20 protein-coding genes and 1 riboswitch are annotated in these 24,612 nt (G+C 36.2%); of the genes, 16 read left to right on the forward strand and 4 right to left on the reverse strand.

From position 1 onward, the window contains the following. Positions 1–383 precede the first annotated feature (383 nt). Entirely contained in the window at positions 384–863 is a 480-nt protein-coding gene (locus tag ACSVDH_RS13540; RefSeq protein ID WP_299090827.1) for a DUF3920 family protein, read from the reverse strand. A 519-nt stretch (positions 864–1,382) separates the two neighbouring features. On the opposite strand from ACSVDH_RS13540, the gene ACSVDH_RS13545 reads away from it, so the two are divergent. The 7 genes from ACSVDH_RS13545 (at position 1,383) to ACSVDH_RS13575 (ending at position 9,265) form a co-directional block, all read left to right on the forward strand. Next, positions 1,383–2,912, forward strand: coding sequence for an alpha/beta hydrolase (locus ACSVDH_RS13545; RefSeq protein WP_439253280.1), 1,530 nt, complete (start codon positions 1,383–1,385; stop codon positions 2,910–2,912). Between the two features lie 445 nt (positions 2,913–3,357). After that, entirely contained in the window at positions 3,358–4,044 is a 687-nt protein-coding gene (locus ACSVDH_RS13550; protein WP_439253214.1) for a hypothetical protein, read from the forward strand. A gap of 256 nt (positions 4,045–4,300) precedes the next feature. Next, entirely contained in the window at positions 4,301–4,732 is a 432-nt protein-coding gene (locus tag ACSVDH_RS13555) for a VOC family protein (protein ID WP_299090823.1), read from the forward strand. A 305-nt stretch (positions 4,733–5,037) separates the two neighbouring features. Beyond that, positions 5,038–6,015, forward strand: coding sequence for an ABC transporter ATP-binding protein (locus ACSVDH_RS13560; RefSeq protein ID WP_439253213.1), 978 nt, complete (start codon positions 5,038–5,040; stop codon positions 6,013–6,015). Then, positions 6,012–6,815, forward strand: a complete 804-nt coding sequence (locus ACSVDH_RS13565; protein ID WP_439253212.1) for an ABC transporter permease — start codon at positions 6,012–6,014, stop codon at positions 6,813–6,815. The genes ACSVDH_RS13560 and ACSVDH_RS13565 overlap by 4 nt, the downstream gene beginning before the upstream one ends. A 6-nt stretch (positions 6,816–6,821) precedes the next feature. Continuing rightward, positions 6,822–7,604, forward strand: a complete 783-nt coding sequence (locus ACSVDH_RS13570) for an ABC transporter permease (protein ID WP_439253211.1) — start codon at positions 6,822–6,824, stop codon at positions 7,602–7,604. A gap of 362 nt (positions 7,605–7,966) precedes the next feature. Beyond that, the gene (locus ACSVDH_RS13575) at positions 7,967–9,265 is read left to right on the forward strand and encodes a DEAD/DEAH box helicase (protein WP_439253279.1); all 1,299 of its coding nucleotides are present in this window, start codon (positions 7,967–7,969) and stop codon (positions 9,263–9,265) included. Positions 9,266–9,304: 39 nt separating this feature from the next. On the opposite strand, the gene ACSVDH_RS13580 is transcribed toward ACSVDH_RS13575, so the two are convergent. Both ACSVDH_RS13580 and ACSVDH_RS13585 read right to left on the reverse strand, forming a co-directional pair. Beyond that, positions 9,305–9,430: a hypothetical protein gene (locus ACSVDH_RS13580; RefSeq protein WP_439253210.1), complete on the reverse strand. Its 126-nt coding sequence runs from the start codon at positions 9,428–9,430 to the stop codon at positions 9,305–9,307. A 176-nt stretch (positions 9,431–9,606) separates the two neighbouring features. Continuing rightward, positions 9,607–9,993: a hypothetical protein gene (locus ACSVDH_RS13585; protein ID WP_439253208.1), complete on the reverse strand. Its 387-nt coding sequence runs from the start codon at positions 9,991–9,993 to the stop codon at positions 9,607–9,609. A gap of 297 nt (positions 9,994–10,290) precedes the next feature. Continuing rightward, positions 10,291–10,478: riboswitch (cobalamin riboswitch) on the forward strand. Between the two features lie 158 nt (positions 10,479–10,636). Here ACSVDH_RS13585 and metE point away from each other — a divergent pair. The 3 genes from metE (at position 10,637) to katA (ending at position 16,261) form a co-directional block, all read left to right on the forward strand. Next, a complete protein-coding gene (gene metE, locus ACSVDH_RS13590) occupies positions 10,637–12,925 on the forward strand; it encodes a 5-methyltetrahydropteroyltriglutamate--homocysteine S-methyltransferase (protein WP_439253207.1) in 2,289 nt (762 codons plus the stop codon). A gap of 199 nt (positions 12,926–13,124) precedes the next feature. After that, entirely contained in the window at positions 13,125–14,543 is a 1,419-nt protein-coding gene (locus ACSVDH_RS13595) for an NAD-dependent succinate-semialdehyde dehydrogenase (protein ID WP_439253206.1), read from the forward strand. A 263-nt stretch (positions 14,544–14,806) separates the two neighbouring features. After that, positions 14,807–16,261 carry a catalase KatA gene (gene katA, locus ACSVDH_RS13600; protein WP_439253205.1) on the forward strand — a complete coding sequence of 485 codons (1,455 nt, stop codon included), beginning with the start codon at positions 14,807–14,809 and terminating at the stop codon, positions 16,259–16,261. 127 nt (positions 16,262–16,388) lie between these two features. Here katA and ACSVDH_RS13605 read toward each other — a convergent pair whose 3' ends face one another. Continuing rightward, complete coding sequence (locus ACSVDH_RS13605; protein ID WP_299090800.1) at positions 16,389–16,895, reverse strand: acyl-CoA thioesterase; 507 nt, start codon at positions 16,893–16,895, stop codon at positions 16,389–16,391. 361 nt (positions 16,896–17,256) lie between these two features. Here ACSVDH_RS13605 and ACSVDH_RS13610 point away from each other — a divergent pair, with 361 nt between their 5' ends. The 6 genes from ACSVDH_RS13610 (at position 17,257) to ACSVDH_RS13635 (ending at position 24,599) form a co-directional block, all read left to right on the forward strand. Continuing rightward, on the forward strand, positions 17,257–17,628 hold the full coding sequence (locus tag ACSVDH_RS13610) for a sensory rhodopsin transducer (RefSeq protein ID WP_299090799.1): 372 nt from the start codon (positions 17,257–17,259) through the stop codon (positions 17,626–17,628). Positions 17,629–17,811: 183 nt separating this feature from the next. Beyond that, the gene (locus tag ACSVDH_RS13615) at positions 17,812–19,578 is read left to right on the forward strand and encodes a cache domain-containing sensor histidine kinase (protein WP_439253203.1); all 1,767 of its coding nucleotides are present in this window, start codon (positions 17,812–17,814) and stop codon (positions 19,576–19,578) included. Then, positions 19,571–21,109 (forward strand): response regulator transcription factor, encoded by a 1,539-nt coding sequence (locus tag ACSVDH_RS13620; RefSeq protein ID WP_439253202.1) that lies wholly within the window; start codon positions 19,571–19,573, stop codon positions 21,107–21,109. Before ACSVDH_RS13615 ends, ACSVDH_RS13620 begins: the two co-directional genes overlap by 8 nt. 305 nt (positions 21,110–21,414) lie before the next feature. Next, positions 21,415–22,716 (forward strand): ABC transporter substrate-binding protein, encoded by a 1,302-nt coding sequence (locus tag ACSVDH_RS13625; RefSeq protein WP_439253201.1) that lies wholly within the window; start codon positions 21,415–21,417, stop codon positions 22,714–22,716. Between the two features lie 86 nt (positions 22,717–22,802). Continuing rightward, positions 22,803–23,702: a carbohydrate ABC transporter permease gene (locus ACSVDH_RS13630; RefSeq protein WP_299090788.1), complete on the forward strand. Its 900-nt coding sequence runs from the start codon at positions 22,803–22,805 to the stop codon at positions 23,700–23,702. 3 nt (positions 23,703–23,705) lie between these two features. Beyond that, positions 23,706–24,599 carry a carbohydrate ABC transporter permease gene (locus ACSVDH_RS13635; RefSeq protein WP_439252148.1) on the forward strand — a complete coding sequence of 298 codons (894 nt, stop codon included), beginning with the start codon at positions 23,706–23,708 and terminating at the stop codon, positions 24,597–24,599. The last annotated feature ends 13 nt before the right edge of the window (positions 24,600–24,612 follow it).

The raw sequence follows: 24,612 nt of genomic DNA on the forward strand, positions 1-24,612 counted from the left end.
GTTAAATTATTATAACGAAATAGCGCCAGTAGTATAGGGTAAATTGAAAACCCTTTCTATAATGATGTAAAAATATTACTAAAAATAAGGTTGCAATATAATATAGTAAATAATTATTTATATATGATTAAAACATTACTCCTAATTTATTAAAATGTCGGCTTGTTAGGGGGCATCGAACCGATTAATAAGCCGACTATATCAACGCATCACATATGATAAAGTGCATTTTTTGATATAGATTCATAGACCAAAATACATATTTTACAATATTCACCATATACAATGCGTGCTTGACGTCGGACCCCTATAAAATTGGCTAATTGGAACGACCAGAAAAGGATTATTCTCCCTTGAGTGGAATGGTTCCTTTTTTGAGCTTATCATAAGACAACTTTTTTAAATGATTCAGATGTTAGATATTCATTTGTTTTTTCTTTTGCAAATTGAAAGGCATCAATTTCAGTAATTCGTTCTTGATAAGGTAATTTTTTATCACATTCGAAATGGTGTCTAAAATCAGGATTTAAATCTTGCATAACATGACGAAATTCATGAAAAAGAGTTTCAATTAATGGGATATATTCACTGAAGCGAAAAATAAAGATAATCCCTAATTCTCTCCAGTAAATCCCTGATGCGAATCGTAAATATTCATCTTCTTCATCTCCTAAGTCACTTATGATATTATTCGCTTCACAAATAGAACAAAAAATAACAGGGATATTAAAATTTGAGTCTAAGTATTTAAAAATAGTATTGGATAATTCTTTAATGTCCCAATAAAATTCATCATCCAAAACATACCAATTTTTATATTGATGATAAATAATGTGTTTTTGTAGAACTTGGCTTAAAGACATGTATAAAAACCTCCTATACATTTTTGTCAATCATATATAAATAACTTTTTTCTGAGAGTAGATTAAAAACCACAATAGGGTTAGTAATCTATTGTGGTTTTTAAGATTTTATTGTAAACTTCATCCTAATTATTCCCAAAATTTATAAAGTCAAAACCCAATGCTTATATAATAAAATCACATCTAAAATTCTTTTCCATGTTTAGCAAATTTGTTTTTTATATTGGTTAAATTAACACTTTCTAACCTTTACATACAGTATGATTTTCTACTGTATTAAATATGGTTGAAGATGGGGAATGTCCACAAAGGATAAAAGCAAGAAGACCTTAAAAGAACACTTCAAGTGATTCGTTTATACCTCAAATTCACTGGATTAAATAGAAAATCAACTCAAAAATAAAAGATAAGGAAATTAACTGGAAAATCGTTACAATAGTCCCGTGATTATTAGAAGAAAGAAACAGTAAAATAGTATTGTTGGAATTGTGTGAATTTTCTATAAAGGGGATGAATTGTCTGAAAGGAAAATTGTTATTGCTTGCATTATCTTCGTCTTTACTATTTACATTTTATCCTGGAGGGAAAATGATGGACCAAACATATGCTTCGGAAATGGATGAGCTAATACCAGGGGCGCATAATGTATCTGAAATTTATTTTGATGGGGAAAATGAAAACTGGCTTACTACGAAAAATCCGCAGCAATATCAAAAAGCAGTTGTTTATGGAAACCTTGGATTGGCTCCTTATAATTGGGGGAATTTGAGCGAAGGTACCGGTTGGTATCGGATGTATAAGCCTGCAGATATTAAGGGGACACAGGTAACTGGAGTTTTTGACGATGCTCATTTCGTTATTCGCGTACCAGAGAATTGGAATGGAAAACTGGTCGTTTCCGGTATACCTGCCACCCGGAATGAAACTTCGACAGACCTCATCTTTAGTGATTTTGTGTTAGAAAAAGGGTATGCATTTGCAGCGATTGATAAAGGGACGCAGGGGGAAAGCGATCCGATTGATCCGCTTGCAAAGGTAAAGAATGCACTGATCAGCGCGGATGACAGTGTAGCAGAATGGCATCTGCGCTTCCGCCAGGTGACAAAATCGGCTCAAAACTATTTAAGCAAGCATTATCCTGATAAGCTGATTCAACCGAATGATGCTGCAAACCCTGCAAGCCGTTTAATAAATGAAGACCATAAGGTGCCTACATACGCTCTGGGAATTTCAAACGGAGGCTATGTTGTCCGTTATGCGCTTGAAAATGATGGACCGGAAAAAACAGGAGAGCCGCGTCTTTTTGACGGAGGAGTTGATTGGGAAGGGGTGTTATGGACAGACAAGGCTCCGAACTTAATTAGCTCTTTGGCAACTGTAGTCAATAATGCCGAAGAAGCCATTTTCGGCAGCGGGAAAGAACAGGACAAAGCAGTAAAGGAAATGTACAAAGCAGGTCTTCCACACGGATCCGAAAAACTATGGGCCTATCACGACCAAATATATTGGTTTGTAACCTTAAATATATACCGTGATCACTTTGATCCTGACGCGCCTGGAAGAATTGACTGGAAAAACTATTTAAATTTTGTGAATGGGGTAAGAGATCGCAGCTATGACCATATCTTTGAAGATTATAAATACGTATCACGTCCGAAAAGTATAAAAGAAAATATTAAAGTGATAGCGAATACTGGTGATATTGACGTGCCATTAATCAGCATAACCGGTTCATTGGATTCTCTCATTTTTCCTGCGATTCATGCAGAAGGATACAGAAAACTTGTGAGAAAAGCAGGAAAAGATCATTTGCACCGTCTATACATGATCGATAAAGGCAATCATGTGGACAGCCTGGTCTGGAATCAAGCAACAGATCCGGACAGAGAGCTTCAACCCTTATTGCCTTATGCCCATCAAGCTTTTGATCTGCTTGTCAATTGGGTGGAGAACAAAGAAGAAGCTCCAAACAGTAAGACTATAGTCACACCGCAAAATCCGGTTAAAGTTATTGACATTAACTCTGGGAAGGAAATGGATCCCTATTAGAAAAATAATTTTAAAAAGAACGTGGGGAACAACCTGTAATTAGACAAAGCAAGCCTCCTGCGGGGAAAGCGGGGGGTTTGCTATTACTAATTCATCAGTTTTTATAAAAGCAAACATTTTATTGTCGGCATTTAACAAAAACAGCTAATAGTCTGTCAACATTTTCATTTAAAATCTGTATATGATTTTGGATGTATCTTTTTGTTATCCATTTAGGCCTTATAAATGAGTGATATATTCTGGGAGTTAGTTGCATGCACCTGCGCTTATAATTTTTTTTGCTATTAATATTTTGTTCTTTCGCTTATACGAGTTTATTATGTTCTCAATTAAATATGGCAATACATGATAAGTAACTGGACAAGTTTTGATAAAGGATTATTGTCAGAGAAATGGAAATGCAAGAATAGGTAGAAAAATATATGTATCACGAGGAGAAACGAAAATGAGTAAAAAATTAGGATGTCTTCACGCCCATTATTCGAATGTAGAATATATTGAAACCGCACTTTCATCATACGATATTGACCTAATCCATTTTGTTGAACCTGGATTGATGCATCGAGTTTCATCAGATACAGGGTTTAAAGAAATTGATGCGCAAAAAAAGGTAAAGGAGCAGCTTGAATGGATTGCTGAATGTAAGGTAGATGCGATTCTCATTACATGTACAAACTATATTGCTCTTTTAAACGAAAACCAGCTTTCTTCGTCAATTCCAATTATTAAAATTGACGAGCCCTTCTTTGAAGCGATTATCAATATTCAGGAACCCTTAACAATTCTATTTACCAATCCTGCGACAGTTAACGGAACTATGGAGCGACTTGAAAATGTCACCAAAACCAGCCAAACAGATCTTAATATAGAGGTGAAAGTGCTTAACCATTCATTTGACCTTCTCATGCAAGGATTAAACGAAAAGTATAACCAGGAAATTGAAATTTTTATAGCTCATCTCTTACAGGAGCAGAACAGGGTGATTGCCGTTGCCCAATTATCAATGGTAGAAGCATCTATACAGGTTGAAAAAAAGACAAATAAAGTCATAATAAATCCATTGGACACATTGGTATCTTATGTTGTGACTACATTAAAATTGGAGAAAAAGCCAAAAGTTACACTGAAGTAGGTAGATAATGTTTGTTTGAATAAAAGATGAGAAAAAACGGGGATCATAGTTATTTTTACAGGAATATGGAAATTATTAGAGAATACATAATTGTCAATGTAACAATAATCCAGTGCATACTTAATTTTCTGTTTTAAAATGAAAGATCTGTTGCAACGCATTTTAGGATGTGGTAATATTAAAGAGAACATATGTTCTGTTTATTTGCATTGACGTTAAAACGTAAAAACAAATTTCAAAAAAAGAGGTGTTTATAATGATTTTAGGAGTTAACCCTTATTTAGTAACAAATGGTGATGGACAAGAGGCAGTTGCTTTTTATCAAAAAGCATTGGGTGCAGAACTTATTAGTATGCAAACATTTGGGGAGATGCCTGAAAATCCAGAATTCCCAATTCCAGATGAAGCAAAAGATCGAGTTTTACATGCGTATTTAAAAGTTGGTAATACCGATTTAATGCTTTCCGATACATTTCCCGGCCAACCTTATCAAATTGGATCACAACTAAACGTTGCGGTAATTATCAATGATATTGAAGAATCAAAAGAGGTTTTTCAAAAATTACAAGACGGCGGTACAGTCGTTATGCCCCTTCAAGAAACATTCTGGAGCCCGTCTTATGGATCTGTTACAGATAAATATGGTGTCACTTGGCAAGTTTCAACACAAGTTTCTGAATGTGAATAACCTCTATTATTAAACTTAACCGTCCACGTAAATAAGTTATGGTCAATCGTTTTAATGGTGCTGTCTCTATAGGGGCAGTACCATTGTTTTTAATAATTCATAAAGTTTAAAAGATATTTTATTTACTCCTAAAACCGTAATCACTTAAAACATCTCCTCTATGAATTATCCCCCTTCCTTAAAATATGGCTATCAGGTTCCTTATAGATTTTATTTACTGAAAAGTGAAAAAATGATATTGACATTCTTTATATATGATGCTATATTTTTCCTTCGACTCAAAAAAGTTAGGAGGAGAAAGGTGCATGATTACGATTGAAGGCTTAAGCAAATCCTTTAAAATTGCTAAACGTTCTTCAGGATTGGGGGAGGCGATGAAAGCGCTCTTTTATCGGGAGCATACTGTTGTTCAAGCGCTAAAAGATATCTCTTTTTCAATAAGTCCAGGAGAAATAGTCGGGTACATTGGTCCGAATGGTGCAGGAAAATCGACAACGATAAAGATTATGAGCGGTATATTGGTTCCAGATGAGGGAACATGTTCGATCATGGGTTATACTCCATGGAAGGAACGGGTTTCTTATGTAAAGAATATTGGAGTTGTTTTTGGACAACGATCACAGCTCTGGTGGGATGTTCCAGTGATCGATTCATTCGAACTTCTACGAGATATTTACAACACCCCAGAGCAAGAGTATCAAAAAACACTCAAGCTTCTCACCGAAACACTTGATTTACATACTCTTCTTCATTTACCAGTCCGACAACTAAGCTTAGGGCAAAGAATGCGATGTGAAATCGCTGCTTCATTACTCCACAGCCCGAAAATACTATTTTTAGATGAACCGACGATAGGTCTTGATGCTGTTTCTAAAATAGCAGTCCGCCAGTTTATTAAAACAATAAATAAAGAGAAAGGCGTTACCATCATCCTCACCACTCATGACATGAATGATATCGAGGCACTTGCTGAGCGGGTGATTTTAATCGGAAAGGGAAGCTTATTATTTGATGGCAAATTGAATGACCTAAGAAGTCGATTTGGATCACATAAAACCATTACCGCAGATTATCGTGAAACGGAACACGTATTTGATATTCCTGGTATTTCCATCCTTTCATGGACTCCTGAACGGTCAGTCCTTAGTGTAGATACCGATAAGATCCTGATTTCTGAAACAATCTCACAGTTATCAGCAGAGGTAGAATTACTTGATGTTTCGATTGAAGCACAGCCAATCGAAGAAATTATTGTTAAGCTTTATAAGGAGTACCAAATATGAAAGCTTATGTATCTGTATTAAAGCTGCGATTGCTTAATGGAATGCAGTATCGGGCAGCTGCTTTGGCAGGGGTGGCAACCCAATTTTTTTGGGGATTTATGTATATCATGATTTTTGAAGCATTTTACTTGAATACCATTGAATCACCACCAATCGCTTTAAAGGAACTAATTATCTACATTTGGCTGCAGCAGGCCTTTCTTGCCTTCATCGCGTTGTGGTTTCGGGATAATGAATTATTCGACTTAATAACAACTGGAAATATTGCTTATGAACTCTGTAGACCATGCGGAATCTACGGATTTTGGTATGCTAAGCTTTTGGCGCAACGGTTGTCGAGTGCTTGCCTTAGAAGTTTTCCAATCTTACTCGTCGCTTTCTTTTTACCGGAGCCGTACAACATGACGCCTCCGCCTAATGTCCTATCCTTTGTCTTATTTCTTACATCTTTGATTCTTGGTTTATTTCTTCTCGTTTCAATCTCTATGTTTATTTATATTTCTGTCTTTGTAACAATGTCTCCAGTTGGGTCACTGTTAATGTTTGGAGTGATTGGGGAATTTTTTGCCGGTTTAATTATTCCTATCCCACTGATGCCATCATGGCTGCAAAACATAGCTTACATGCTGCCATTTCGTCTAACAGCTGATTTTCCTTTTAGGGTTTATTCAGGACATATTCATCATCATGAAGCAATAGCAGGGATTCTATCTCAGCTTGGATGGCTGGCCATATTAGTATTACTTGGCAAAATTGCGTTTCATAAGGCACTGCAAAAAGTGGTTGTACAAGGAGGGTGATCGATCTTGAAGATTTATTTTAAATATCTTCTCATTTTGTTTAAATCACAAATGGAGTATCGGACATCTTTTTGGCTATTAACAATAGGTCAGTTCTTTATTCCGTTTTCTGTCTTTGCTGGTTTATATTTTCTATTTGAACGTTTTGGGCAAATTAAAGGCTGGAGTTTTTATGAAGTAGCACTCTGTTTTGCTGTCATCCATTTGGCATTTTCCATCAGTGAGTGTTTTGCTCGAGGATTTGATTCATTTTCAAGTTTGGTAAGAGCTGGTGACTTTGATCGACTCTTGGTTAGACCGAGAAGTACATTTGTTCAAGTGCTTGGTTCGCAGTTTGAGTTTACGAGATTCGGCAGATTGATGCAAGGTTTAATCGTTTTATCGATCGCGTTAAGCAATCTTTCTATTGAATGGGATGTGATAAAAGGAATGACATTGTTCCTCATGATAATAAGTGGGGTGTTTATCTTTACAGGTATCTTTATGCTTGCTGCTACTATGTGCTTTTGGACAATTCAAGGTCTCGAAGTGGCGAACATATTTACAGACGGTGGGAGAGAAATGGCTCAGTATCCCTTAAATATTTATCAAAATTGGGTGACGAAATTTTTTACTTTTATCATCCCTTTCGGATGTGTCAATTACTTGCCATTATTGTATCTTCTTGATAAACACGAAGGAAATGGTTATTTATACATGATGTCACCATTAGCAGGGATCTTATTTATTTTGCCTTGTTTGTTTGTGTGGCAGATAGGTGTCAGGCATTATCGTTCTACGGGTTCTTAAACTTCTTCAACTTAAAACATATGAAAAGAAATTCGCCCCTTATGTAAATTAGATAAGGGGCTTATCATTTCTACCCTATCTTAACGAGGACTCATTTTATTTCATCATATTGCCAAAACTCTTACCTGTTTTTACTAATCAGTACAGCGTTTTGCATAATTATTACCTTTAGAATAGGATGTGTACGATTTGACAATTAGGATAGTGTCAGCAAAAAAGATCATAATATGTATGAAACAGGAAATGTGCATAATAGATTAAAAAAAATGATTTTCCCTAGCTTAACCATTATTTTGTGCTATAGTAAATAAGCCTTCTAATAAACAAATGGCACTTATTTAAGGAAAAGAGATGTGATTATATTGCATGATTTTTTACAACTAGGAATTCGAAAAGAATTAAATGATACATTAAAGTCATTAGGATTTGTAAAGCCTACCCCAATACAGGAAAAAGCCATTCCTTCTGTGTTAGAGGGAAAAGATCTTATTGCCCAAGCACAAACAGGAACTGGTAAAACATTGGCTTTTGTTCTGCCGATATTAGAAAAAATTGATGTTGATAAATCTGAAATTCAGGCACTTATTTTGACGCCAACACGTGAATTAGCACAACAAATAACGAAAGAAATAAAGAAAATGAAAGAAAATCTGGAAGGAGTTAATGTGCTTGCCGTTTATGGCGGACAGGATGTCGCGCATCAGTTGAAAAAACTAAAAGGAGCACAGCATATTGTTGTAGCTACTCCTGGTCGGTTGTTGGATCATATTCGCAGGCAAACCATTGATCTTTCAACAGTAGAAGTATTTGTATTGGATGAGGCTGATCAAATGCTGCATATGGGGTTTCTTCCTGAGGTAGACGAAATTTTTTATGAAACGCTTTCAACTCGTCAAACCTTGCTTTTTTCTGCAACCATCCCAAGTGAAATTCGTAGTTTGGCAAAAAAATATATGGTTGAGCCAGAGAACATTCAAATTAAAGCGAAACAGGTTACTGTGGAGGAGATTAAACAAATTATTATAGAAACCACTGATCGTCGCAAACAGGAGACATTACTGCATTTATTACAAGAAGATCGTCCTTTTTTAGGAATTATTTTTTGCAGAACAAAGATCCGTGCCAAAAAACTCCACCAAGCCCTTCTCACAAATGGTTATTTGGTTGAAGAACTTCACGGTGATTTAACACAAGCCAAACGAGAAAAAGCGATGAAGCAGTTTAGGGAAGCGAAAATTCAACTGTTGGTTGCAACTGATGTTGCAGCAAGAGGCCTTGATGTAGAAGGTGTGACACATGTCTACAATTACGATATTCCGCATGATGTAGAGAGCTATATTCATCGAATTGGCCGAACAGGTCGTGCCGGTGGTGTTGGAGTGGCCTATACTTTAGTAGCTCCAAAGGATCGCGACTTTCTTCGTATGATTGAAAAAGGGATTAACCAATCGCTGGAAAAGCGAGTAATTGAAGGAGTAAGTCTTCCTGATCGAGATGGTTATGAAGTGAAAAGAAGCCCACTAACAAAAGATTCAATTCGCTCAGTGAGAAAAGGACAAAAACCACGAAATGATTCAAAATCCTCATCCAGAAAAAGTGCAAATGATTTGAAAAGGAAGAGCAGGACTCGTTTTTCATCAAAGGTTAAAAGGACGAGATAAATTTTAAGATAATAAAGAGAGGCTGGCAGCCTCTCTTTATTATTTCTGTAAATCCTTTTTCGTTTTCTCACTTCTAATATTAATATCCTTTGAAAACTCTGTATCCTGTTGATTGTTATTCGGATATTTGTTTTGTCGTTCACGATTATCATTACGATTTGTCATACATATGTACCTCCTCTCAACATAATCAACTTTATTATGTACAAACTATAGTTTTTTATCCCAATCTTTACGGGCAGTAACCCCCCCACTGATGGATATAACAAGTTCAAAAAATGAATTGAAAACAAGGATGACCTTAGATAATTACTAATGATCATCCTTGAATAATGACATGATTAAAAACCGCCTTCACCTGGAGTGAATGGCAGATCTAATCTATTTTCAACTGCACGAAGCCGTTGGTTAAGTCGATTTAATCTTCGAGTATGTTGCTCAACTCTTTCATTGAGCTGTGTTACCAGCTGGTTTATACGGTTAAATTCACGATTGATTCTATTGATCTCCCGGTTTAATCGTCTTATTTCATCATTAAGTCTTGTAATTTCTCGTCCTTGGCGTTCATTTTGTCGTTCGAGTTGAGAAACTCTTCTTTCAAGTGTTGGTTGTCTATTTCCCTCGTATTGTTCTGTTTGCTGTGTAAAAGCATCATAATCATATGGGGCATAATAATTATAATGATTAGGGATGAATTCTTGGTAATAATTGTATCCATAAGGATTCATGAAGGCAACTCTCCTTTATTTTTTATTGTATAAAATCCATATAAGTGTATGTAGGTTATGGCGGAGTGTTACAGTTTGAATCAGTTTTTATGCGAATTTTTTTATCCCATTTTAACGGGCAGTAAAACCCCGCTGATAGGAGTCTCGCTTTATTTGTTAAAAACGTTATATTGACTAGCTATCGATGCATAAAGCGGTTCCACTCACAGTGGACAAATACAGCCCATTAGAAAAATACTTGCTAAAAGAGAAAAAATGGTTTAATCTAAATCACATGTTTCAATTATTTTAAAATTTAATAATGTTCAGGCAATAGGTGTTAAAAGCTTTGCTTTTAACTTAAAAGGGAAGATCGGTGAAAATCCGGCACGGTCGCGCCACTGTAATGGGGAGCTTCAATCGCATCCACTGTTTCAATTTGAAATGGGAAGGGATTTGAAGTGTAGAACCTGAGTCAGGAGACCTGCCTATTGTATGCACTTATTACCTACGCGAAATAGGGAGGAGTGGTGGTCATATGTTGAAACGATTCATTCATTTCAACTCTAGTTAACTATGCCTATCCAAAGTCTCTCTATCTATTCATAGAGAGGCTTTTTTATTGGACAAACATCAGAAAAATTGGGAACGAGGAGAAAAGAAAATGAAGATAAAAAGTTCAAATATTGGTTATCCAAGAATTGGTGAAAATCGTGAATGGAAAAAGCTTTTAGAATTATTTTGGACAGAACAAGTAAGCGAAGGACAGTTTGAGAAAGAAATGGAACATATTCGCTTATCCCATTTGAAAAAACAGAAAGAGAAAGGCATTGATCTTATCCCGATAGGTGATTTTAGTTACTATGATCATGTGCTCGATACAGCAGCTATGTTTGGGTTAATTCCTGAGCGTTTTAAAACGGAAGAGAAAGGGCTGACTCTTCAAACCTATTTCGAGATTGCCAGGGGAAGCAAAGGGAAAATCGCCTCTGAGATGACAAAATGGTTTAATACAAACTATCACTATATTGTTCCGGAATTAAAGAATGCACAACCTAATTTAGGCAAAAATCGATTGCTTGAATTGTACCTTGAAGCAAAACAAAAGCTCGGCATAGAGGGAAAGCCGGTTATTCTTGGCCCAATTTCATTATTGTCTTTATCTAAAGGGTATGATAAGCAAAGAAGAGCAGAACTATTAAACTCACTTATTCCTCTCTATATAGATGTGTTTAAGCAATTAAAAGAAGCTGGTGCAGAATGGATTCAGGTAGATGAACCCATTTTAGTAAAAAATGTTGATAAAGAAATCATTGATGAGTTTAAAAAAGTTTATGCTGCGTTTAATGAAGGGGTTCCTGAAGTTAACGTTATCCTTCAAACGTATTTTGAAAGTCTCGAATTTTATCAAGAAATCATTGAGTTGCCAGTTCAAGGGATAGGACTTGATTTTGTACATGATGCAGGGAGAAATCTTGAAAATCTAAAAGAACACGGTTTTCCGAGCGATAAGGTTCTTTTCGCAGGTGTCATTGATGGACGTAATATTTGGAAATCTCATTTGACAAAAAAATTAACGGCAGTCTATGAATTAACGAGGTTTATTGATAAAGATCGCCTGATTATCCAGCCATCCTGCAGTTTGCTTCATGTTCCAGTTACTGTAAAAAGCGAGCAGCAATTGGATACACAAATAAAAAAAGCCTTATCTTTTGCAGATGAAAAGCTAGAAGAAGTTGTGCTGTTAACAAAAGTTGCAAATCATGATGGCAGTGTTCAAGAACTAGAAGTACATGATCAAGCAATTGTTGAATTAACAAATTCCTCACATCGAAATGTAAAAACTGTCCAAGAAGCAATTAACAATATAGGCAATTATTCTTCGGAACGAATTGATGTGATAAAACGGAAAGAAGTACAAGCTGAACGCTTTGATTTACCAATATTACCTACGACTACAATTGGCAGCTTTCCTCAAACGAAGGAAGTACGTAAAGAGCGATTGAAATGGAGAAAAGGTGAGCTAACAGCTCATCAATATGAGGAATACATCAAAGCTGAAATCAAGAAGTGGATCGATATTCAAGAAGAGATTGGACTAGATGTCCTTGTACATGGGGAGTTTGAAAGAACAGATATGGTTGAGTTTTTCGGTGAAAAGATGGAAGGAATCGCCATTACAAAGTTTGGTTGGGTCCAGTCATATGGCTCACGCTGTGTAAAGCCTCCAGTTATATTTGGGGATGTGTATTGCAAAGAAACTATGACTGTAAAGGAAACGGTGTATGCACAATCTCTCACAGCTAAACCAGTAAAAGGCATGCTGACAGGACCTGTAACAATTATCAATTGGTCATTTGTCCGTGATGATATTGATCGTACTGATGTCTTAAATCAAATCGCATTAGCGATCCGTTCAGAGGTTGAAGCACTTGAAGCTAGTGGAATTAAGATGATTCAAGTAGATGAAGCGGCATTGCGGGAAGGATTGCCTTTAAAAGAGGAAAAAACAGAAGCTTATTTAAATGCTGCAGTCTATGCCTTTAAATTAGCTACATCTTCAGTGGAAGCGGACACGCAAATTCATACCCATATGTGTTATTCAAATTTTGATGATATCATTCATGCGATTGATGCGCTTGATGCAGATGTGATTTCAATTGAGACATCAAGAAGCCATGGTGAATTGATTGCTTCCTTTGAACAGCATCATTACAACAAAGGGATTGGACTTGGTGTTTATGATATTCATAGCCCTCGTGTCCCTAGTTTAGAAGAAATCTCACAAAATATAAAACGTGCACTTGAGGTTCTGGACTACCGCGCATTTTGGGTAAATCCTGATTGCGGATTGAAAACAAGAGGGGAAACAGAGACCATCGCTGCATTAAAAATAATGGTGGAAGCAGCTCATCAATATCGAGAAAGATTATCGACGATCGAAACCGTCTAATCCTTTTAAAGAGAATTATTTATGCATTACAGCCTTTTTAAGGTTGTAGTGCTTTTTTTAGCTATTTAACTTCCAAACTTTTAATATACTATACCATTATTAGGCAGGCTTTTAACTTGAGTCCTTTAAGGAAAATCACTTAAGCTTAACATAACCAACTTTATTGGCTAGTGAAAGCAAAATTTAGGAGGGAGCCAGTATGGAACAATATCAATTGTATATTAATGGGGAATGGACAGGGGATCATTTGCCATCATTTAAGGTAACTAATCCAGCTACGAATGAAATAATTGCAAAGGTCCCAAATGGAGGAGCAAAGGAATCATTAAAAGCGATCGAAGCAGCAACAGATGCCTTTCAGTTATGGTCTACATATTCAGCATATGAACGGGCTGAGTTAATTAGAAGTTGGCATGACTTGATTCATCAGCATCGAGAGGAATTAGCTAAGTTAATGACAATGGAGCAAGGGAAGCCCTTAAAAGAAGCTAGCGGTGAAATAAATTATGCAAATGGATTTTTTTCTTGGTATGCAGAAGAAGCAAAACGCATCTATGGCGAAACGATTCCTGCTACCCAACGAAATAAACGCTTATTTGTCCAAAAACAGCCAGTTGGCGTAGTAGCGGTTATCACTCCTTGGAATTTTCCAGCAGCAATGATTACAAGAAAGGTAGCTCCTGCATTAGCAGCTGGTTGCACTGTTGTGATTAAGCCTGCTGAACAAACACCGCTTACAGCTTTAAAATTAGCCATGCTTGCTGATGAAGCGGGGATTCCAAAAGGTGTTATCAATGTAGTTTGTGGGCATGCAAAGGAAATTGGAAAAGTGCTGCTTCAAGATCCAAGAGTCCGTAAGCTCACATTTACAGGTTCAACAGAGGTTGGTAAGTTTTTAATGCAGCAATCAGCACAGACAGTAAAAAAGGTTTCCTTAGAGTTGGGCGGACACGCTCCAGTGATTGTTTTAGCTGATGCTGATCTGGATAAAGCAGTTGATGGGGTTGTTGCAGCAAAATTCAGAAATGCTGGTCAAACATGTATTTGTGCCAATCGAATTTATGTTCACGAATCAATCTATCAAACGTTCATTGAGAAGCTAATTCCAAAAGTAAAAGAGTTGGTGATTGGAAACGGCCTGGATGAAGGGGTGGATATTGGTCCGTTAATTGATCAGAAGGCGGTGGAAAAAGTGCTGCAGCATATAGGGGATGCAGTTGAAAAAGGGGCTAAAGTTGAATTAGGCGGTAAAAGAAGAGAAGGACTTTTTATTGAACCTACGATCCTTTCTAACATCAATGATAACATGTTCTGTATGACTGAAGAAACATTTGGGCCGATTGCTCCAGTGACAACCTTTAAAACGGAGGAAGAAGTGATTAAACGAGCAAACAACTCCATTTACGGATTGGCAGCCTATGTATTTACTGAAAATCTAGCGAAAGGTATTCAAGTAACAGAAGCGCTTGAATACGGAATTATTGGTTTAAACGATGGTCTGCCATCCACACCGCAAGCGCCATTCGGAGGCTTTAAGCAAAGCGGACTCGGCCGCGAGGGTGGTCATCATGGAATCGAAGAATATTTAGAGGTGAAATATATTTCACTTGGATTATAACGGGTATGAGACTGTCTCAAAGGGACTGACCCCTCCAACAAACACAATTTGGTGATCCTTTGCTGTACAGTCTCATATTTTTAGAGTAATAGATTGTCTACCACGATCATAGGATATAAAGGATTGTTTTACGAGCTATTATTTAAAGTCAATTAAAGATAATTTTTAATATTAAATTATAATAATTATAAAAAAGTATTGATTTTTAATTGAGAGATGTTATTATAATATCATACTTAAAAAATATTAGAGGTGATTCTTACATGACGAATAACAGACTTACTACAAGCTGGGGTGCTCCAGTCGGGGACAACCAGAATTCAATCACAGCAGGAGGGCGCGGCCCGACATTACTACAAGATGTACACCTTTTAGAAAAACTAGCACATTTTAATAGAGAACGTGTTCCTGAGCGTGTTGTACATGCAAAAGGTGCAGGTGCTCATGGTTACTTTGAAGTAACAAATGATGTGACGAAATATACGAAAGCAAATTTCCTATCTGAAGTAGGAAAACGCACACCATTATTTATTCGTTTTTCAACAGTGGCTGGTGAATTAGGTTCAGCGGATACTGTTCGTGATCCGCGCGGTTTTGCGGTGAAATTTTATACGGAAGAAGGCAATTACGATATTGTTGGGAACAACACACCGGTATTCTTTATCCGCGATGCGATCAAATTCCCTGATTTTATTCATACACAAAAGAGAGACCCGCAAACCCATTTGAAAAACCCTAATGCGGTGTGGGATTTCTGGTCATTATCACCTGAATCATTACATCAAGTAACAATCCTAATGTCTGATCGCGGAATACCGGCCACTTATCGCCACATGCATGGATTTGGCAGTCATACGTTCAAATGGACAAATGCAGATGGTGAAGGAGTATGGATCAAGTATCACTTTAAAACAGAACAAGGGATTAAAAACATTACCCCTGAAGTTGCAGCGAAAATAGCAGGAGAAAATCCTGATTATCATACAGAAGATTTATTCAATGCGATTGAAAAAGGCGATTTTCCGGCATGGAGATTATATGTTCAAATTATGCCTTTAGAAGATGCTAACACGTATCGTTTCGATCCATTTGATGTGACTAAGGTTTGGTCTCAAAAAGATTATCCATTAATTGAAGTAGGTCGTATGGTGCTAAATAAAAATCCGGAAAACTACTTTGCTGAAGTAGAACAAGCGACTTTCTCACCTGGAACAATTGTACCTGGCATAGATTTTTCACCAGACAAAATGCTTCAAGGCCGTTTATTCGCGTACCATGATGCCCATCGTTATCGCGTAGGAGCGAACCATCAAGCATTACCGATTAATCGTCCAAAAAATGAAGTGAAAAATTATCAGCGTGACGGCCAAATGAGATTTGATGACAATGGCGGTAAGTCTGTTTATTACGAGCCAAATAGTTTCGGCGGTCCAACAGAAACACCTGAACATAAACAGGCTGCATATCCTGTATCAGGTGTAGCAGATAGTGCTGCTTATGATCATAACGATCATTACACACAAGCGGGAGACCTGTACCGCTTAATGACTGAAGAGCAGCGTGCACATCTTGTATCAAACATCGTAAATGCGATGAAGCCTGTTGAAAGAGATGACATTAAACTTCGACAAATTGGTCACTTCTATAAAGCTGATCCGGAATATGGCACACGTATTGCTGAAGGCTTAGGCTTGTCTGTTCCAGAAGCAGTAAAATAATAAGAAGCTATTAAACCATTCTGAGTTAATTTGACAAATACGATTTTTATTTGATTCTCAAATATTCTCAAATATTCTCAATGAAAAACACCCGCATCGGGTGTTTTTCTCTATGTCTTAAAGAAAGTTACAATGTCACAACATTTGCAAATGCTTCACTATGTTCGCGTCGTTCTTTACGAACTTTTATACGCTGTCCTGCAGTATTGAACAGCATCACTTCTTCATCAGACTCTGGAATGACCTTTGGTACTTCAACAGGTTTCCCTTGATGATCCAATGCAACAAATGTTAAAAAGGAAGTCGCAGCAAGTTTCCGTTCACCCGTTCTTAAATCTTCAGCGATGACTTTTACAAAAACCTCCATAGAGGAACGACCAACATATGATACAAATGATTTTAAGCTGACAGAATCACTTTGCCGGATAGGGACTAAAAAGTCCACAGAATCGGTTGAAGCTGTAACAACATCACAGCGTGAATGCATTGCTGCAGAAATAGAGGCAACATCGTCAATATAACTCATTAATTTGCCCCCAAATAATGTATTGTGATTATTTGTATCCAATGGAAATACTCTGCTTGTTTTAATAACAAGCGAATCTTTGCATTTTTTTTCTGCTCTTTCTGTCATTAGTGATTCTCTCCAATCTTTTTTGCCTTTTATTTCATTATTCTGATTTTTGATGGGATCGTCAATTCATCTGTATCATTCTATGACAGTCGATTTATGCAAAAATAACCTTTTTTCTATTTTGTACGAAATAAAGACTATATAATCGGTCACGACTATTATTTTTCGAACAGTGATCCTGTATTGCAAATTAATCGGCTTGTTAACAGTATCTTTCGAAAAGAAATCATTCGTTTGACAAAAAATGATGTAAAAAGACAGGAAATCGTATTATAATGAACATAATCGAACAAATGTAAACCATTTTATACTTTTTGTTTTGATTTAACACAATGTGCAATCAATTTAGGAGGGGATTATTTTGAACATAAAAAAAGGTGAAACACATTGGATTATTCCTGATGGATATATTCCGCCACTAAGTTCAGGGGAACTAACAAGCCATGAATCAATCTGTATTTTAAATTGCAATGAAGAAGCTGCGAACATACTTATTACTATCTATTTTGAAGACCGTGATCCGATTGAAAAAATTCCTGTTATGGTAGAAGGAAAGCGAAGCAATCATTTACGAACTTCCACGATAGAACGAAATGGAGAGTCGATCCCTCCAGGTGTTCCATATTCCATTGAAGTTGAGAGTGACTTGCCAATTTTTGTTCAATATAGTCGATTAGATTCTACACAACCAGGCTTGGCGCTTATGTCGACAATGGGGTATCCTATAAAATAAGCAAGGATGGCGGCTTTATTTTACACTTTTAATTGAAAGCGCTTGCCTTTGCTATCTTTGTTATAAGGAAGAGTGGTTAATAGGAAGTGGAGGTTTGGGATAATCAACTTTCCACTTCCTAATTAAAATTTTCTGTAGCGATTTGTTTAAAATGTCGATGCATAGTAAGGAGTTCAACATGCTATGAAGAAGTTAATATTGTTTATTTCAAATCGTTATAGAAACTTGAAAATTAAGGATAAGCTGATGGTTTTTATATCGATTATCATGGCTGTTTGTTTATTATTTATCGTAGTTGGATTTCAGTATGCATTTAATAGCTATGATGAACAAATTTATCGAAAATCCTCGCAAGTCCTCATTATGTCATCTAGTCGCATTGAAGATGAATTGAAAAATATTGAAGATGTGACATTTGAGATTATGAATGACAGTGTTATTCAAAATGCCCTGCTTCGCGCGAAGGGTGAGGTGACTAAGTACGAACAGTACCAAATTGAAAGAGAAATATGGGAGAAGCTCACGAATTATATAGGTTCTGAGAAATATATCCAGTCTATTCATCTCTTTGACTTAAATGGAACGGAATATCGGGCAGGAAGGGCACCTTCATCGATTTTATATGAACATAAGGTTGAAATCATTACGAAGGCTAGAGGAGGGAATGGCAGTAATATTTGGGTTACATTAAATGATTCAAAAGAATCGATCTTTTCAACAAGATTATTAAAATCATATCGGAACTTAAGCTTAGAGAGATTAGGAACGTTAATCATTGAAGTGAAATTAGATGAAATTGTGAGCGAGCTTCCTAAAGAATGGGATGGCCAGGAAGGCTATATTATGATTTCACGAGGGGATAATATATTTTTTTCAGAAAAACCTTTTGCTCAGTTAGAACAGCTTAATTTTACTGAGAGTAGCAAGCAAGGATATAACATACAAGAAATAGATGGGAAAAACTATTTTGTTACTTATTCAAAATCTCCATATGCAAATTGGACGTATTGGAATGTGATTCCTTTTGGCGCCATGTTTGCACAGGTTACAGCAATCAAGTTTTTTGTACTCTTCTTTTTCCTTTTTCTTTTCATGGTTGCGGTATACCTCGTTAGTAAATTTTCAAAACGAATTACAAATCCGATTGAAAACTTAGTGTCTGCAATGAATCATGTTCAGGAAGGGGACTTTAAGGTAGCGGATTCTTTTAAACCCTCACAAGATCAGGATGAGGTTGGAATCCTTCATCGGAATTTTTTTCATATGATTGAACGAATTAATGAACTAATAAATGAAAACTATGAAAAACAGCTCTTAATCAAAGATACTGAATTTAAGGCATTGCAATCCCAAATTAATCCTCATTTTCTTTATAATACGCTAGAATCCATTAATTGGTTGGCTAAGATTAATAAGCAGCAGCAGATTTCCAAAATGGTTGAATCACTCGGTTATTTATTACGGAATGCGATTAGTTTAAAAGAAAATATCATCTCAGTAAATGAAGAGATTGAAATGGTCAAGCATTATGTAACTATTCAAAAGTTCCGATTTGAGGAACGTTTGGATTTTCATTTATCCATTCAAGAGGATGTAAAGGAATGCGCGATACCGAAGTTAATTGTACAGCCCTTGGTTGAAAACGCCATTCAATATGGATTGGAAATGATGATTGAACCCTGCAAGATTCATGTTTCTGCGTATCAAGAGGGAGATTTACTGTTTGTTGTTGTTGAAGATAATGGTCCTGGAATGGATGAACAGCAGCTCGAAAACGTTCAAAAAGGCGAGATTACCACAAAAGGGAATGGAATTGGACTCCAGAATATCGATTCACGAATCAAATTCGTCTTTGGTTCGAGCTATGGATTACAGATTGAAAGTAGAGTGAATGAAGGGACAAAGGTTCTCATTGTCATTCCATGTAAAAAGAGGTGGGACTATGTATAAAGTGTTGCTAGTGGATGATGAGAGGATTATTTTAGAAGGAATTTCCAATATTATCGACTGGGAAAGCATTGGAACTGAATTGATTGGTACAGCAAAAAATGGACTTGAAGCATATGACAAAATTATGAGTCACCACCCTGATATTGTCATTTGCGATATTAAGATGCCAGGATTAAATGGTTTGGAACTTGTCAAAAGAATTTCGAAAGAGAAGCCTGAAACAAAATTTATCATTCTTTCTGGTTTTAGTGAATTTGATTATGCAAAACAAGCAATGGAGTACGGTGTTAAGCATTATCTTTTAAAGCCCTGTAATGAAAATAGTATTGTTGAGGCTCTAAATAATTTGCTAGAAGAGTTAAAGACAGAAGAAAAAAGGGAACGTTTTTTAATTGATATTAAAACTCGATTTGAACAAATACAGCCGTATGTAAAAAAGCAATTATTAAAAGAATTTATTACAAGTAAAATAGATGGGAATAGGGGCATCAAATTTTATGAAAATCTATTTCAAATCAATTTTGATGAAGAAAAAATTAGATTAATCTTATTTCGTCTTGAAGGTGACTTTCATTATGAACATATGTTTGTCATCGAAAATCTTGGGGAAGACCTTTTTGCTCCTTCCATCTTATCAACAAATATTGGAGAACATGTTTTATTCTTAGTACATGAGGAAAACTTTGCAAGCTTGCAAACAAAAATTGAACAGTTAAGAGATCATTTTTATGAAATCTATCAAATGGATATGACCGTTGCAGTAAGTGAAATGGATTCCATTACTCAAGCGAGGAGATTGTATTTAGATGCACTTGAATGCTTAAACCATCGTTTTTATTTAGGTGAAGGAAGTATAATTACGAAAAATGATATTCGCCAGGAAAAACAACCTTACCATTTTGACTATGATGGGCAAAATCTTTGTCTACTAATTAAATCTGGTAATTGGGAAAAAGTTCAAGAAGAAATTTCTCGTTTTTTTATTGTATTAATGGAACGAATGTCCTCAACTAGTTTAACCAGATCATATGTCATGAAGCTTTTTTTAATTATGATCCAAAATACCGATTCAAAAGATATTGAGGAATATATGGAAAAAATGTCCTCGCTTATGGACATGGACACCATCCAGCAAATGAAAGAATTTTTTGAGGAAATTGCGCAAGAGATTACTCAGGGTCATTATGAACGACATAAATCAAATCATTCTTCTGTTATTAATAAAATGATTGAACTTGTTCAAGAGCATTTAGGAAATACAGAGCTATCATTAAAATGGGTGGCTAATAAAGTTTATATGAATGCCGACTATTTAGGAAAACTATTTAAGCAGGAAACAGGTGAGAAGTTCTCCAGCTATGTTACCCAGATGCGAATAAATAAAGCAATTGAGCAAATCGAGCAAATGGATGATGTGAAAGTATCTACTATAGCAGACATGATCGGGTATGGCGATAATCCGCAATATTTCAGTCAAGTGTTTAAAAAGTATACAGGGTATTCACCTTCTGAATATAAGAAGGTGTTTTAAGTTAAAACTCATTGTCTTTTATAAAGATGATGAGTTTTTTTGGCTCTTTGATTCCACTCCAATCGATATTTTAGTAGAAAATAATTAGCATTTAACAGAGCTTTTTATATTGGATAAATTTTAATATGACATAAGACTAAGGGTAAAGCGTTATCATTTTGGCAGCCGATAGTGCTTAAGACATATTCCATTTACACTGTTTTTTAAACATAGATATCTGTTTTTTAAATTCAAATAGTTTGGAAAACTCTATAAAATGGGACTTGTAAGCGGTAACAGGAAATTGAAAATAAGGGGGATATAAAATGAAGAAGTTTCTGTTTTTACTATTATCTATTGTAATGGTTTTTTCATTAGCGGCATGTAGTGGAAGCAGCTCCTCTGGTGGATCAGGTTCTGGTTCAGAGAGCGGCGGTGAAGATGGCAAAATCAAATTAAGAATTGCTTGGTGGGGTGACCAGCCAAGACACGACTACACACTTGAAATCATTAAAAAGTATGAAGAGCAAAATCCGAATGTTGATATTCAGGCTGAATATGCAAGTTGGGATGATTATTGGAAAAAACTAGCACCCCAAGCGTCAGCCGGGCAGCTTCCAGACATTATTCAAATGGACCTTTCTTATTTCTCACAGTATGCAGGTAATGGTCAATTAGCTGATTTAACACCGTTTGTTGGCAAGGAAATTGATACAACGAATTATACTGAAAATTATATCAATGGTGGAAAAATCGGGGATAAATTATATGGATTTAATGCAGGGGTAAACGTTGTCGGATTCCATTATGATCCAGAGGTATTGAAAAAAGCCGGGGTAGAATCCCTTGATGAAAACTGGACTTGGGATGATTATAAAGAAATAGCTAAAAAGGCAAAAGCTGCTGGGATCTTTATGGATACTGGTATGAAAGCAGATGTTTTCTTTAACTATTACTTACGAACACAAGGAAAATCACTTTACAGCGAAGATGGTACAAAACTAGGCTATGAAGATGACCAATTATTTATTGATTTCTTTGAAATGACTTCCAGCTTAGTGAAAGATGGAGCAGTACCGACTCCAGACTATTTAGCACAGTTAAAAGGAATTGAAGATGATCCTGTTGTTAAACAAGAAGCGATTGGAATTTGGCAATGGTCCAACCAATTTGTGGGTTTACAGCAAGTCGCAAACAGACCGTTGCAAATTCATAATATGCCGGGACCTGGCATGAAAGAAGGACTATATTTAAAACCTAGTATGTTCTGGTCAGTTTCAAAAAATTCAAAGCATCAGGAAGAAGCTGCTAAGTTTATCAATTTCTTAGTAAATGACATTGAAGCGAATAAACTGGCGTTAGGTGATCGTGGTGTACCAGGTTCCTCTGTTATTAAAGAAGAGCTTAAACCTTTCCTTTCTCCAGAACAAGTTCAAGTATTTGATAGTGTTGCATGGGCTGAACAAAATAGCTCTCCTTTTGATGGTCCAGATCCGATTGGAGCAGGTGAAGTAATTGAACTTCTTGACAGCCTATCTGAACAGATGAATTATGGCCAGCTAAAAGTAGAAGATGCTGCTAAGCAGTTTAGACAACAAGCAGAAAGCATCCTGTCTCAAAATAAATAACGAGATCATTCGATAGCTGATCACCCTTCGATCAGCTATCGAAGTTTAAAATAAAGTAAAGGTTCCTAAAGAAAGGAATGAAGCATATGAGTTCACGCGCTATAAGGCATAATTTGAAAGGATATATGTTTATAAGTCCCTTCATTATTGGATTTTTGGCGTTTACTTTTATCCCTATTGTTACTTCACTCTATTTATCATTTACGCAATACAATTTATTTGCTACTCCACAATGGGTCGGATTAGAAAATTATAAAAAGATGTTCACAGATGATCCAAGATATTGGCAATCACTTAAAGTTACCCTGATCTATGTATTTGCTGGTGTCCCGTTAAGGCTCGGTTTTGCTCTATTGGTTGCGCTGATATTAAACACGGCTTCAAGAGCCGTAGGATTGTACAGATCTTTGTTCTATTTACCTTCTTTAATTGGTGGTAGTGTAGCTGTTGCGATTATGTGGCGAAACATTTTCGGTGATGAAGGAATCGTTAATCTTTTGCTCGCCTTTTTAGGAGTTCCAAGTGTTCGTTGGTTTGGAGATCCAACAGCAGCTTTATGGATGCTCATCTTTTTATCAGTTTGGCAATTTGGTTCATCAATGTTGATTTTTCTCGCAGGATTAAAAAGCATTCCAGCAACATATTATGAGGCTGCCAGTGTTGACGGAGCGAACTTCTTTCAAAAGTTTGCAAAAATTACGTTGCCGATGTTAAGTCCAGTAATCCTCTTTAATACGATTATGCAAACAATCGCTGCCTTTATGACATTTGTCCCGGCATTTATCATTTCAAAAGGTACTGGCGGACCATTAGATGGAACACTTCTTTATTCACTTTATTTATTCATTCAAGGCTTTGAGTTCTTCAATATGGGTTATGCCTCAGCTATGGCATGGATCATGTTAATCATTGTAGGTATTTTAACTGCGATTATCTTCTTCACATCGAAGTTCTGGGTTCATTACGAATCTGAAGGGGGGAAATAACAGATGAACATAAATGCGAGTCCTAAAAGTGTGACTAAAACTGAAAGAATAACTGCACCAAAGATCAAACCTGTTAGGTGGTGGATTTATCATTTACTGGTTGGCGGCTTTGCGATATTAATGCTTTATCCGGTTATTTGGCTCTTAATGAGTTCTTTTAAACCAAGTGAAACCATCTTTGTAACCGCACAGTCGCTAATACCTGATCCATTTATTTTAGATAACTTTGCACAAGGCTGGGAAGGTATTGGCGGAAATTCGTTCGGTGTTTTTATAAAAAATACAGTGGTTTTAGTTATCTTTACCATGATCGGACAAGTTATTTCTTCTGCATTTATCGCTTTCGGCTTTGCACGATTGAATTTCTTTGGAAAAGGCTTTTGGTTTGCCATCATGATGGTAACATTAATGCTGCCGTATGAGGTTGTTATGATTCCTCAATATATTATTTTTTCAAAGCTAGGTTGGCTTGATTCCATTAAACCGATCGTAATTCCAGCATACTTTGGACATCCGTTCTTTATTTTCTTATTGGTCCAATTTATTCGCACCATTCCTAGAGAATTGGATGAAGCAGCGACAATTGATGGATGTAATACGTTTAAAATCTTTTACAAAATTATCTTGCCATTAATCAGACCAGCTTTAGCAACAGCATCTATCTTTTCTTTCTATTGGACATGGGACAATTTACTTGGACCTGTACTTTACTTGAACAGCCCGGATAAGTATACCGTATCAATGGCCCTTAACATGTTCTTAAGCAATGAAACTGTTTCGAACTGGGGAGCGATGTTTGCGATGTCCATTGTTACCTTAATTCCTGTATTTGTTGTCTTCTTCTTATTCCAACGTCATGTCGTGGAAGGAATAAGTACAAGTGGTTTAAAAGGTTAATATTGAAAGAAAG

The organism is Metabacillus sp. Hm71, from assembly GCF_051842955.2.
Classification (GTDB): domain Bacteria; phylum Bacillota; class Bacilli; order Bacillales; family Bacillaceae; genus Metabacillus.